A 12,232-nucleotide genomic window follows, 5' to 3' on the forward strand; every position below is an offset into this window, starting at 1 on the left:
GTGACCTCCTCACCTCTCCAGGGGAAGCGTCTTCTGGTCGCTGCCAGCGGAAGCATTGCAGCGGTGAAGACACCCCTGCTGGTGAGTGCCCTGGTTCGGGCCGGCGCCGAGGTGCGCTGCCTGATCACGCCCAGTGCCTCACGCCTCGTGAGCGCTACGGCGTTGGCCAGCCTCAGCCGCCATCGTTGCTATCAGGATGAAGACCAGTGGGACCCTGCAGAACCCAGGCCCCTCCATATCGCCCTGGCGGAATGGGCCGATCTTGTGATCGTTGCCCCCTTGAGCGCCACCAGCCTGGCCCGCTGGAGCCAGGGGCTGGCAGAGGGACTGCTGGCTGGGGTGCTGATCGCAACGGAGCGTCCCGTGCTCGCGGCCGCGGCCATGAACACCGGCATGTGGCGGCATCCGGCCGTGCAGCGCAATTGGCAGGAGCTGCAGGCCCATCCCCGGGTGCTGGCTCTGGGTCCGGAATCCGGCCTGCTCGCCTGTGACCGGCTCGGCGATGGGCGGATGGCCGACCCCGCTTTGATCGAGCTTGCGGCCTCCAGTGTTCTGGAACAACAGGCTGCCGGCGGGGCGCTGTCTTTCGATTGGTCTGGCCGTCGGGTGCTGGTGTCAGCCGGCCCCACGCGGGAGCAGCTGGATCCAGCGCGGTTCATCAGTAATTGCAGCAGCGGTCGGATGGGCGTGCTGATCGCCCAGGCAGCTCGCCTGCGCGGAGCGGAGGTGACGCTTGTGCATGGCCCCCTCGATGTGCCGCACGCCTGGCTGGAGGGGCTTGCCTGTCATCCAGTGACCAGTGCCCTCGCCATGGAGCAGGCCCTAGGGCAGCACTGGCCTTCGTCCGATGCCCTGGTGATGGCGGCCGCTGTTGCTGACTGGCGTCGACGCGGTGGACCCTCCGGCGTCAAGCTGCCCAAGCAGCAGATGGTCGCCGATCTGTTGGGGGATCTAGAGCCAGTGCCAGATCTGCTCGCAGGGTTGATGCAAACCCGTCGCCCCGGCCAGGTGGCTCTGGGATTCGCCGCCCTCAGTGGTGAGTCATCGGCTCTGCTCGAGCAGGCCCGGAGCAAACGTCAGGCCAAAGGTTGTGATCTGCTGTTTGCCAATCCAGTGGACCGTCCCGGCCAGGGATTTGGTGCGGTCAACAATGGTGGCTGGCTGCTCATGCCCAAGGATCGGGTGGAGGAGTTGCCGGTCACCAGCAAATTACGGCTGGCCCACCAGCTGCTGGACAGCCTGATTCAGGCTGCAATCGAGGCTGAATCCTGATCGAGGAGGGCGATGAAGGTCTTCAGCTGCAGGCGGGGGATGTAGGGCCAGCCGCCACTGCGCTCAAGAGTCTGAAGGAAGCTAAACAGCTTGTTGCGGTCTTCCGGAAGGCTGCTTCGGAAGGGGCCCTCCTGGATCGTTCGATGCAGAGCCTCGAGGCTGCGAAGGATTTCGAGCAGAGCCTCCGGATCGCCATTCTCTTCAGCGGCTAGGCCTTCCAGCGCCGACAGCAGGGGGCTGAGCCTCTCCTGCAGGTCTCCCTTCGTCATGGTTGGATCGGTGCTGGACACGCGGTTCGCGACGGGTTGTTGAGAGCTGCAAAAGGCTAGCCGGTTCCAGGATTTAACCCCTGTAGGATCCGCCTGATCGGTGGATACCGTCATCGTCTGGCCTTTTGGCTTTCTTCCATGAGCATCCGTCCTCTGCTGGCCTTGGTGCTGGCTCTCTGTCTCACCCTGGTCACCGCATGCAGTGGTGATGCCCAAGCGGTGGACCGTACCAATGCCACCCGTTACGAAGACATCGTCAACACGGGCAAAGCCAATGATTGCCCGACCCTTTCCGATTCAGCCCGCGGCTCGATCAGCCTCAATGCTGGTGGCTCCTATGAGCTGCGTGGCATCTGCCTTCACCCCTCCCAGGTGTTCGTGAAGGGCGAGCCCACCAACAAGCGTCAGGAAGCTCAGTTCGTCGAGGGCAAAATCCTCACCCGCTACACCTCAAGCCTTGATGAGGTCTACGGCACCCTGACGGTGTCCAGTGATGGACTCAGCTTCAGCGAAGAGGGTGGCATCGACTTCCAGCCCATCACCGTGTTGCTTCCTGGCGGAGAAGAGGTGCCTTTCACCTTCTCCAGCAAGAATCTCCAGGCCAAGGCTGACGGTGCTGTTCTCAACACCAGCACCGATTTCGAAGGCGCTTATCGCACCCCTAGCTACCGCACCAGCAACTTCCTCGATCCCAAGGGTCGTGCCCTGACCACCGGCGTGGAGTACGCCCAGGGTCTGGTGGCCCTCGGGGGAGATGACGACGAGCTGAAGGGTGAAAACGTCAAGCGCTACATCGACGGCACCGGCCAGATGAGCCTCTCGATCACCAAGGTCGACAGCGAAACCGGCGAATTCGCTGGCGTGTTCACGGCGATCCAGCCTTCTGACACCGACATGGGTGGTAAGGAGCCTGTTGACGTGAAGATCAGTGGTGAGCTCTTCGGTCGCCTCGAAGAGGCCTGATTGGCTGACCGCTTCCATCACAACGACGCATCGGGGGGCCAAGGTCCCCCTTTTTTGTGTGATCTGGGAGAATCGCGCCGTTGTCTGAATCCAGCCAAGGCCTGCCATGACCGCGACCTCCTCCCCCTCCCGGGCCTCCGGCGTGATCGCTCCCTACGGGGGAACTCTGGTGGATCTGATGGTTCCGGAGGCGGAGCGAGCTGCCCTGAAGGCTTCTGCCACGCGGACTCTGGAGTGTTCCGACCGCAATGCCTGCGATGTGGAATTGCTTGTGGTCGGTGGCTTCTCCCCTGAGCGGGGGTTCATGCATCAGGCCGACTACGACGCCGTGGTAGCGGGTCATCGCACCACCTCCGGCTATCTCTTCGGTTTGCCGATCGTGATGGATACCGATTGCGACGATGTCGCCGTCGGAGACAAGGTGCTGCTGACCTACAAGGGCCAGGACCTGGCGGTGCTCACGGTTGAGGACAAGTGGGAGCCCGACAAGGTGGTTGAGGCCAAGGGTTGCTACGGCACCACCTCCATCGAGCACCCCGCCGTGCGCATGATCACGATGGAGCGCAAGCGGTTTTATCTCGGCGGTTTGATCCAGGGCCTGGAGCTGCCCAAGCGTGTGTTTCCCTGCAAGACCCCGGCGGAAGTTCGCGCCGGGCTGCCTAACGGCGAGGACGTGGTGGCGTTTCAGTGCCGCAACCCGATCCACCGAGCCCATTACGAGCTCTTCACCCGTGCGCTTCATGCCCAGAACGTGAGTGAGAACGCTGTGGTGTTGGTGCATCCCACCTGCGGTCCCACCCAGCAGGACGACATCCCTGGTGTGGTGCGCTTTCAGACCTATGAGCGCCTCGCCGCTGAAGTGAACAACGACAGCATCCGCTGGGCCTATCTGCCCTATGCCATGCATATGGCTGGCCCCCGCGAGGCCCTTCAGCACATGATCATCCGCCGCAACTACGGATGCACCCACTTCATCATTGGTCGGGATATGGCTGGCTGTAAGTCCTCACTCACCGGTGATGACTTCTATGGCCCTTACGACGCCCAGAACTTTGCCAAGGAGTGTGCACCGGAACTGATGATGGAAACGGTTCCATCTCTCAACCTCGTCTACACCGAGGAGGAGGGATACGTCACCGCCGAACATGCCGAGGCTCGAGGCCTGCATGTGAAGAAGCTCAGCGGCACCCAGTTCCGCAAGATGCTCCGCAGCGGTGAGGAAATTCCCGAGTGGTTCGCCTTCCGTAGCGTTGTTGACGTGCTTCGGGCCGCCTGAGTCCTCAGGATCCCATTAACATTCCTTCATCAGAGGCAAGACAACCTTGAACAAGCGCTGGCGCAACGTGGGGCTTTATGTCCTCCTGGTGGTGGTGGTGATCGTCGTTGGTACGGCGTTTCTGGATCGTCCTGATCCAGCCACTGCTGCCCGAACCCTTCGTTACAGCGACTTCGTGGAGGCGGTTCAGGAGAACCAAGTCAGTCGTGTGCTGATTTCTCCCGATCGGGGCACCGCGCAGGTGGTTGAGAACGACGGACGACGCGCTGAGGTCAACCTCGCCCCCGATAAGGATCTGCTCAAGCTGCTCACCGACCACAACGTCGATATTGCGGTGCAGCCCACCCGTCAGCCAGGTGCCTGGCAGCAGGCTGCAGGAAGTTTGGTCTTCCCCCTGCTGCTGCTGGGCGGCTTGTTCTTCCTGTTCCGCCGCGCCCAAGGTGGTGGTGGTGGCGGGAACCCCGCCATGAACTTCGGCAAGAGCAAGGCCAGGGTTCAGATGGAACCCTCCACCCAAATCACCTTTGGTGATGTGGCTGGCATTGAAGGGGCCAAGCTCGAACTCACCGAGGTTGTCGACTTCCTCAAGAATCCCGACCGCTTCACTGCTGTTGGAGCCAAGATTCCCAAGGGCGTTCTGCTGGTCGGTCCTCCCGGCACCGGTAAGACTCTGCTAGCCAAGGCCGTGGCCGGTGAAGCAGGGGTTCCCTTCTTTTCGATCTCCGGCTCCGAGTTCGTCGAGATGTTCGTGGGCGTCGGTGCCAGCCGCGTGCGCGACCTGTTCGAGCAGGCGAAAAAGAATGCTCCCTGCATTGTTTTCATTGACGAGATTGATGCCGTTGGTCGTCAGCGGGGTGCAGGTCTTGGTGGTGGCAATGATGAGCGCGAGCAGACCCTCAACCAGCTGCTCACCGAAATGGATGGTTTCGAGGGCAACACCGGGATCATCATTGTGGCCGCCACAAACCGGCCGGATGTGCTGGATGCCGCTCTGATGCGTCCAGGTCGTTTCGATCGTCAGGTTGTGGTGGATCGCCCTGACTACAACGGTCGCCTGCAGATCCTCAAGGTTCATGCCCGTGGCAAGACCCTCGCCAAGGACGTCGATCTCGACAAAGTGGCCCGCCGTACTCCCGGCTTCACCGGCGCTGACCTCTCCAACTTGCTGAATGAAGCGGCGATCCTCGCGGCCCGTCGTGAACTCACCGAGGTCAGCAACGACGAGATCAGTGACGCGATTGAGCGTGTGATGGCTGGTCCGGAGAAGAAAGACCGGGTGATGAGCGAGCGTCGTAAGCGCCTTGTTGCTTATCACGAGGCTGGTCATGCTCTGGTGGGCGCCCTGATGCCTGACTACGACCCGGTGCAGAAGATCTCGATCATTCCTCGCGGCAATGCTGGTGGTTTGACGTTCTTCACCCCGAGTGAGGAGCGCATGGAATCCGGCCTTTATTCCCGCGCTTACCTGCAGAATCAGATGGCGGTGGCCTTAGGCGGTCGTGTCGCTGAGGAGATCGTTTACGGCGAAGACGAAGTCACGACCGGTGCCTCCAATGACCTTCAACAGGTCGCCCAGGTGGCTCGCCAGATGGTCACGCGTTTCGGGATGAGCGACAAGCTCGGCCCGGTGGCTCTTGGTCGTGCCCAGGGCGGCATGTTCCTCGGCCGCGATATCGCCGCCGAGCGCGATTTCTCGGAAGACACTGCGGCAACGATCGATGAAGAGGTCTCTGATCTCGTTGCGGTTGCCTATCGTCGCGCCACCAAGGTGCTGAACGACAACCGATCTGTTCTCGATGAACTGGCCGACATGCTTGTTGAGAAGGAGACGGTCGATGCGGAGGATCTGCAGGACTTGCTGATCCGTCGTGATGTGCGGGTCGCTGAGTACGTCTGACCCTGGTGTTGGGCAGGTCAGCTGCTGGCAGAGCCGGCAGCTTGATCTGATCGCGTCGTTACGGCGGCAACCACTCTTGATGGTGGTTCGCCCCCACGACACAGATCTCAATCGGCCCTTGGCTGAGGCTGGTTCGTTTTGGAGGCTGCTCGAAAGTCTCGCCCTCCATGATGTTCATCATGTGGAGGTTGCCTGGAGCCGGCACCCACGCTGGCCGGAGCTGATCCAGGCGATTCAACACCGCTTTCCGGCCTTCTCCCTCGGGGCTGCCTCGATTGTCTGCAGGGATGGATTGGAGTGTGCGGCCGAGCTTGGGCTCGCTTATGCGATGTCTCCCTGTCTTGATGACGATCTGATCGCCCATTCCCGCGCCCTCGACCAGGTGCTCGTTCCTGGTGTGATGACACCGTCGGAGATTCACCGTGCTGCTTTACAGGGCTGCCGGCTTGTCAAGCTTTTCCCCGCAGCGGCACTGGGGATTGACTACCACCGGCAGTTGTCGGCTCCCATGGGGTCCTTGCCGTTCATGGTCGCAGCCGGTGGGCTGCGCGTGAATCAGCTGAGCGATTGGTTGCAAGCCGGCTATGACGCTATTGCGTTGGGTCGATCGGCGATCCACGCTGATTGCCTCGATCCGGTGCTGCATGAATGGCTGGAAAGCAATCGCTGGTCGACTTGAGTCCCGGATGCTACAGATGAGATAGGTATTTGTGGATTCATGTCTCAGCTGTCGATCAAATTGAGCGACAAGGCCGATGCTCTGATCGCTCAACTTCAGAAGGAGATCTTCAACCGCCGCCGCAAAAAGGTCACTGCGGCAGGTGTCGTGGAGTCTCTTGTCGAGAGTGGTGCCCGCTCTCAGTCCGATAAGCGTTTCGCGACGTCCTGGACGAATCTGATTCAGGACATTGAGAAAGCGGCCAAGCTTGCGAATGCCCATGGCAGCAAGCCTTCATCGCTCACCGATGAAGAGTGGGTGATGGTGCTCACTCATCGGGCCCGAGCACAGTCTTCTCCCGTGCGCTCGGCGAAGAAAGCTGTTGCGAAGAAAGCTGTTGCGAAGACAGTTGTTGCCAAGACAGCCGTCGCCAAGACAGTGAGTGCCAAGAAGCCAGCGGCCAAAAAGTCGGCTGCTGCGAAGACAGCTGCGAAGACGTCTGCGAAAACATCTGCGAAGAAACCAGTCGCTAAGAAACCAGTCGCGAAGAAGGCTGTTGCGCAGAAGGCTGGTGTGGGCAGATCAGGTGCTGCGACAGCCGCAACCGTCGTCTCCAAACCCAGGCCCGCTCGTCGCGCCCGCAAAACGGCTGCGGCAGGAAGCACCAGCACCTCGGTGGCCAAACGTATGGCCAAGGCAGCGGGGCGTCTGGCCAGCGGCGGCAGCTTGCTGTCAACCACCGCTGGAAGCAACGGGATCAATTCTCCGGCTCGCAGCTAAGGGTCACGCCAGCAGGGTGCACTGACCCTGTTGGCGCAAGAGGTGATCGGCTAGCACCAGATTCACCATCGCTTCCACCATCGGTACGGCCCTTGGCAGCACGCAGGGGTCGTGCCGTCCCTTTGCAGCCAGGGTCGTGGCCTGGCCGGCGGCATTGATCGTTTGCTGTTCCTTGCGGATGGTGGCGGTGGGTTTGAAGGCCACCCGCATCAGAATCGGTTCGCCGTTGCTGATGCCTCCCTGGATCCCACCGGAGTTGTTGGTGGCAGTGCGCAGGCGACCATCGTCTGTGGGCAGAAAGGCATCGTTGTGCTCGCTGCCTTTGAGCAGAGTCCCGGCGAAGCCCGATCCGATCTCGAATCCCTTCGTGGCGGGTAGCGACATCACCGCCTTGGCCAGGTCGGCCTCAAGCTTGTCGAACACCGGCATCCCCAGCCCCACAGGTGGCTGGCGCACGATGCATTCGATCACACCGCCACAGGAATCGCCATCCCGTCCGATCGCCTCGATCCGCTCGATCATCCGCTCGGCCATCAGCGGATCAGGGCAGCGAACGATGTTGGCCTCCACCGCATCGGCCTGAACGCTTGCAGGGTCGATGCTTGCCTCCAAATCATGGATCCTTTTCACCCAGGCGATCACTTCCGTTCCATGGGTTTTGCGAAGTAATTGCCGAGCGATCGCGCCGGCCGCCACGCGACCAATGGTTTCCCGCGCCGAGGCGCGACCGCCACCGCTCCTGGCTTGGATGCCGTATTTCGCCTGGTAGGTCGCATCGGCATGGGAGGGCCTGAAGGCCACTTCCATTTCCTTGTAGTCCTGCGGACGCTGGTCCTTGTTGCGCACCACCAAGGCAATGGGTGTTCCAAGGGTGACGCCATCCAGCAGTCCACTGAGGATCTCGACCCGGTCGTCCTCCTTTCGCGGCGTGGTGATTTTGCTCTGCCCCGGTTTACGCCGGTCGAGCTCCGCTTGGATGGCCTCAAGATCCAGTTCCAGCCTCGGTGGGCATCCATCGACGATCACGCCGACGCCTCCCCCATGGGATTCACCGAAGCTGCTGATGCGGAAGAGATCGCCGAAACTGCTGCCCATGGGGGCTCCCTGCTAGCAAGAGCGTAAAGACTCGTCTTCAGGCTGCGGGTGCGGCGGCAGGCCGAGGGCGTCGAGCTGTGGCGGGGCGATGGCGCAAGGTCGGCCGTTGATGCGGTGCTGTGATGCTGGAGCTCTTGATTGATCCAGCGGCTGCCAGATCGTTTTGCAACCCATGGGTGCAGCTGACCAGACGCGACCAGCTAGGGAGCTGATGGGCGACTGGAGTCTCCATCAGCTGGTGGATTCCAGGCTTCAGCAGAGTGGCAAAGCTCTGGAGCGCGAGCTCTTCGCTGTGGCGGTCGTAGGGAAGACGATTAATCGCTGAATCCAGTCCGAACTGCCGCACCCGGTCTTCTCCCACCCTGCGGTACAGCACTTCGAGGGTGGCTAATTCTTCCGGCGCCAGGCTGCGTCCTTCATGCTCCATGACTCCGCGAAGCACGGTGCGCAGGATTTCAGCCGCCATCCGCTGCAGTCCTTCCGCAGGGGTGGCACCAAGGGTTTTGTGTTTGTGATCAAACAGTCCCAGGTCCACTTGGGCGATTCGGCTGGACGCCACGTGGCGATAAACCTCAGAGAGAAGACCGATCTCCAGCCCCCAGTCGGAGGGGATCCGCAGGTTCATGGCCAGATCGCGGCTGAAGGCGAATTCACCTGCGAGCGGGTAGCGGAAGCCCTGGAGGTAGCGCAGATAAGGCAGTGGCCCGAAGATCTGTTCCAGGCTCGCCAGCAGAGGACCAACGAACAGCCGTGTCGCACGTCCCTGCAGGGCTTGTGTTTCCAGGGAGAGCCTGCTGTAGAAGGCTTTGACGTAGGCCACGCCGTGGGAAGGGTCCAGGAGTGGCCTCAGCATTCGCTCCGGGTAGGCCGGAGAGAAGGTGCGAATGTCGGCATCAAACAGGCCGATCACCTCTGCTTGCCGGCAGGCCACTCCCAGACCCTGCCAAACAGCCCAGCCTTTACCTGCCGGTCCAGTGACGTCGAGGCCCAGCTCGCGCATCGACTCCAGCAATTCACGAACGGCTGGTCCATTGGTCCAATGCACACGCACCGGGAAGGGCATGCCGCTGAAGAAGGCTTCGGCTGCGGCGACATCCTCCGGGCCGTCTGCTGCAAGGGCAATCACCAGTTCATGGAGCCCTTGCAGGTCCCCGAGCACGTCACGGATCAAGCCCAGGGCCGGCCGGCTGAATTCCTCCATCAGGCAGGGGATCAGTAGGGCTGTAGGCCGTTGCTGGAGCTGGCGCCGGAAGCCGGGAAGATCCAGATTGCCAAGCCCGTAGTCATGAATGGTGGCGATCAACCCCTGCTGAAAATCCATGTGGTGATTAATGCGACAACAGGTCGTAGAGCGCTGTCCCATACCTGGGGCAGTTGCCGATGGATCGATGCAGCAGCAGCAGCGGATGCAGCATCAAACGTTGCCATCGCTTCTCGCGGATCTCTACGACCAGCATTCTTCTGAGGAACTCGAGACGCTGTCGTCGCAATTGCTGCATTCCCGAGTGGCGTCAGGAAATGGCCATGCCGAGATTGCTGCCGAACGCCGCTGGAACGGTGCCACGTGTGTCTTGATCGCCTACGCCGATGCGGTGACGGCGGAGGCTGAGCCTGGCCTGTGCAGCTTGAAGCGGTTGATCGACGATCATCTCGCCCCCCTCGCCACGGTTCTGCATGTGCTGCCGTTTCTGAGGTCCACCAGTGATGGTGGCTTCGCCGTCTCGAGTCATGAGGAGCTGGAGGATCGCTTCGGTTCCTGGAGTGATCTGGCGGCGCTTGCCAACGGGCGTTGCTTGATGGCCGATCTTGTGCTGAACCATGTGTCCGCCTCCCATCCCTGGGTTCGGGGTTTTCTGCGTAGCGAGCAACCTTCCGCGCGCTGTGTTCTGGCCGCTACACCCAACCCCTGCTGGGATCGAGTGGTGCGTCCACGCAGTTCGTCGCTGTTCACCACCCTGGCGACGGATCATGGGCCGGAAACGGTCTGGACCACGTTTGGGCCCGATCAGGTGGATGTGAACTGGCGGGACCCGGAGGTGTTGCTTGGCTTCAACCGTCTCTTGGAACGTCTCTGCAGCCATGGCGTCGGCTGGCTGCGCCTGGATGCGGTTGGTTTTGTTTGGAAAGAGCCCCACACCGACTGCATCCACCGTCCTCAGGCCCATCGGCTGGTGGAGATCCTGCGGCTCCTGCTGGAGGCGCGCTGTGTGGACGGGGTGGTGGTGACGGAGACGAATGTGCCTGAGCAGGAGAACCTTTCTTATCTGCAATCTGGGACTGAAGCCCATCTCGCCTACAACTTTCCACTGCCGCCCTTGCTGCTAGAGGCCAGCCTCAGTCGGCGGGCTGATCTGCTCAACAGCTGGTTATCGCGTTGGCCTCAGCTTCCGCCGGATACGTCCCTGCTCAATTTCAGCGCCTGTCATGACGGAATCGGTTTGCGCCCCCTTGAGGGCTTGATGGAGCCTGAGCGATTGCTGCAGTTGCTGCAGCAGTGTGAGCAGCGAGGCGGGCTGGTGAGCCACCGCCGTCTTGAGGACGGTCGCGAGGTGCCCTATGAAATCAACATCAGCTGGTGGAGCGCCATGGCTGATGCTGGTATCGATGCCTCACGCCTGCAGCGTCAGCGTTTCTTGCTGACGCAGCTGCTTGTGCTCGCCCTTCCGGGGGTGCCCGCCTTCTACCTTCCGGCGTTGCTGGCCAGTCCAAACGATCGCGCCTCGTTTCGGCGCACGGGCCATCGGCGCGATCTCCACCGAACGCGGTATTCAGTGGATCACCTGGAGCGGCTTCTCGCTGACCCAACGACTGAGGCCAGCAGGGTGTTGATCGCTCTGCGTCAGGCGATGAAGGTGCGAGCTGAGCAACCAGCCCTACAGCCTTGGGCACCGATGCAGGTGCTTAGCCAGGGGCGTTCCGATTTGGTGATCCTTCAGCGGGGCGAAGGGGCAGAAACGCTGCTGGCTGTTCACAATTTCAGTGATGCTCGACTGAGTGTTCCCTTGCGCGCTTTGATCGCTACCCCTCCTGGATCCCGATGGCAGGATTTGCTCTCCGGTCAGACCTTCTCCGAGGCCCAACAGGCCTTTGATCTGGAGCCTTTTGCAGCGCACTGGTTCACGACAGCATGAGCATGCCTGCCTCCTCGTCATGGTCTTGGTGGGTGGTGAGCGACCTCGATGGAACCTTGATGGACCATCGCTACGACTGGCAGCCTGCTCGGGAGACGATTGGCTGGTTGCAGGATCGAGGGATCCCTCTGATCCCATGCACCAGTAAGACGGCTGAGGAGGTGCGCCGCTTTCGAGCGGAGGCTGGTCTCCACGATCCCTACATCGTTGAGAACGGTGGGGCCGTGCATGGCGAGTCCATGGATGGTCAGCCCTGGACGTTGGCGCTGGGAGTGCCTGCAGCTGATCTGCGGCCCGTGTTGCTCGAGCTGGAACATCGTCTCGGCACATCGTTGCCAGTGATTGATGGTCTTTCAGGCATGGAAGCCCGCGCTTTGCTTGGTTTGGAGGGGGAGGCGTTGCGTCTGGCCTGTTGCCGGAGCTGGAGTCTTCCGTTTGTTCCTCCGCCGCAGGATGAGCGCGCGCGACTGTCGGAGTTGGCGCAGTCTCTTGGTGTGGCGGTGGTGCAGGGGAACCGCATGGGGCACCTGCTGGGTGCGGGGGTGAGCAAGGGGCGAGCACTGCGCGCTTTGCAGGATCACCTGCAGCCCCACAAGGCCAAGGTTTTGGCCCTTGGTGATTCCCCAAACGATTTACCGCTTCTGAATGCAGCCGATGTTTCCGTTGTTGTCCCCGGGCCAGCGGGTCCTCATCCAGTGTTCGCTGAGGCTCTCGATTCAGGCCGCTTCCTGCTGGCGGAAGCACCCCACGCAGCTGGGTGGGCGTTAGCCGTGCGCAGTGTGGTTGCAGCCTGAGTTTCCAAACCAAGGAGCGCACAACAAAAAGCCCCCTCCGAAGAGGGGGCTTTCCGGTTCAGTTGATCTGAACCTGTTGTTGATTCCAGATCAACCG

The 12,232-nt window shown here is 61.5% G+C and carries 11 protein-coding genes; 8 read left to right on the top strand and 3 right to left on the bottom strand.

Going from position 1 to position 12,232, the window contains the following annotated elements:
* Positions 1 to 1,272 carry a bifunctional phosphopantothenoylcysteine decarboxylase/phosphopantothenate--cysteine ligase CoaBC gene (gene coaBC / locus CWE16_RS03410; RefSeq protein ID WP_236629534.1) on the top strand — a complete coding sequence of 424 codons (1,272 nt, stop codon included), beginning with the start codon at positions 1 to 3 and terminating at the stop codon, positions 1,270 to 1,272.
* On the opposite strand, the gene CWE16_RS03415 is transcribed toward coaBC, so the two are convergent.
* Positions 1,245 to 1,541, bottom strand: coding sequence for a hypothetical protein (locus CWE16_RS03415; protein ID WP_131455944.1), 297 nt, complete (start codon positions 1,539 to 1,541; stop codon positions 1,245 to 1,247). The two genes, coaBC and CWE16_RS03415, sit on opposite strands and share 28 nt — an antisense overlap.
* Before the next feature lie 138 nt (positions 1,542 to 1,679).
* On the opposite strand from CWE16_RS03415, the gene CWE16_RS03420 reads away from it, so the two are divergent.
* The 5 genes from CWE16_RS03420 to CWE16_RS03440 all read left to right on the top strand — a co-directional run bounded on the left by CWE16_RS03420 (position 1,680) and on the right by CWE16_RS03440 (position 7,115).
* Positions 1,680 to 2,504 (top strand): photosystem II manganese-stabilizing polypeptide, encoded by an 825-nt coding sequence (locus CWE16_RS03420; protein WP_131455947.1) that lies wholly within the window; start codon positions 1,680 to 1,682, stop codon positions 2,502 to 2,504.
* 106 nt (positions 2,505 to 2,610) lie between these two features.
* Entirely contained in the window at positions 2,611 to 3,780 is a 1,170-nt protein-coding gene (gene sat / locus CWE16_RS03425; RefSeq protein ID WP_131592898.1) for a sulfate adenylyltransferase, read from the top strand.
* 46 nt (positions 3,781 to 3,826) lie between these two features.
* On the top strand, positions 3,827 to 5,677 hold the full coding sequence (gene ftsH3 / locus CWE16_RS03430; RefSeq protein ID WP_131592900.1) for an ATP-dependent zinc metalloprotease FtsH3: 1,851 nt from the start codon (positions 3,827 to 3,829) through the stop codon (positions 5,675 to 5,677).
* Entirely contained in the window at positions 5,652 to 6,356 is a 705-nt protein-coding gene (locus CWE16_RS03435) for a bifunctional 4-hydroxy-2-oxoglutarate aldolase/2-dehydro-3-deoxy-phosphogluconate aldolase (protein WP_131592901.1), read from the top strand. The genes ftsH3 and CWE16_RS03435 overlap by 26 nt, the downstream gene beginning before the upstream one ends.
* A gap of 39 nt (positions 6,357 to 6,395) precedes the next feature.
* Entirely contained in the window at positions 6,396 to 7,115 is a 720-nt protein-coding gene (locus CWE16_RS03440; RefSeq protein ID WP_131592903.1) for a histone H1-like repetitive region-containing protein, read from the top strand.
* Positions 7,116 to 7,118: 3 nt separating this feature from the next.
* Here CWE16_RS03440 and aroC read toward each other — a convergent pair whose 3' ends face one another.
* Positions 7,119 to 8,210 carry a chorismate synthase gene (gene aroC, locus CWE16_RS03445; RefSeq protein WP_131592905.1) on the bottom strand — a complete coding sequence of 364 codons (1,092 nt, stop codon included), beginning with the start codon at positions 8,208 to 8,210 and terminating at the stop codon, positions 7,119 to 7,121.
* A 37-nt stretch (positions 8,211 to 8,247) separates the two neighbouring features.
* Entirely contained in the window at positions 8,248 to 9,531 is a 1,284-nt protein-coding gene (locus CWE16_RS03450) for a glycosyl transferase (RefSeq protein ID WP_131592907.1), read from the bottom strand.
* Between the two features lie 85 nt (positions 9,532 to 9,616).
* Between CWE16_RS03450 and CWE16_RS03455 the strand changes: the two genes are divergently transcribed.
* Together CWE16_RS03455 and CWE16_RS03460 are read left to right on the top strand one after the other, a co-directional pair.
* Positions 9,617 to 11,341, top strand: coding sequence for an alpha-amylase family glycosyl hydrolase (locus CWE16_RS03455; protein ID WP_236629535.1), 1,725 nt, complete (start codon positions 9,617 to 9,619; stop codon positions 11,339 to 11,341).
* A 2-nt stretch (positions 11,342 to 11,343) separates the two neighbouring features.
* Positions 11,344 to 12,135: an HAD-IIB family hydrolase gene (locus CWE16_RS03460; RefSeq protein ID WP_443081600.1), complete on the top strand. Its 792-nt coding sequence runs from the start codon at positions 11,344 to 11,346 to the stop codon at positions 12,133 to 12,135.
* The last annotated feature ends 97 nt before the right edge of the window (positions 12,136 to 12,232 follow it).

It is taken from the genome of Synechococcus sp. BS55D (assembly GCF_004332415.1).
GTDB lineage: Bacteria > Cyanobacteriota > Cyanobacteriia > PCC-6307 > Cyanobiaceae > Synechococcus_C.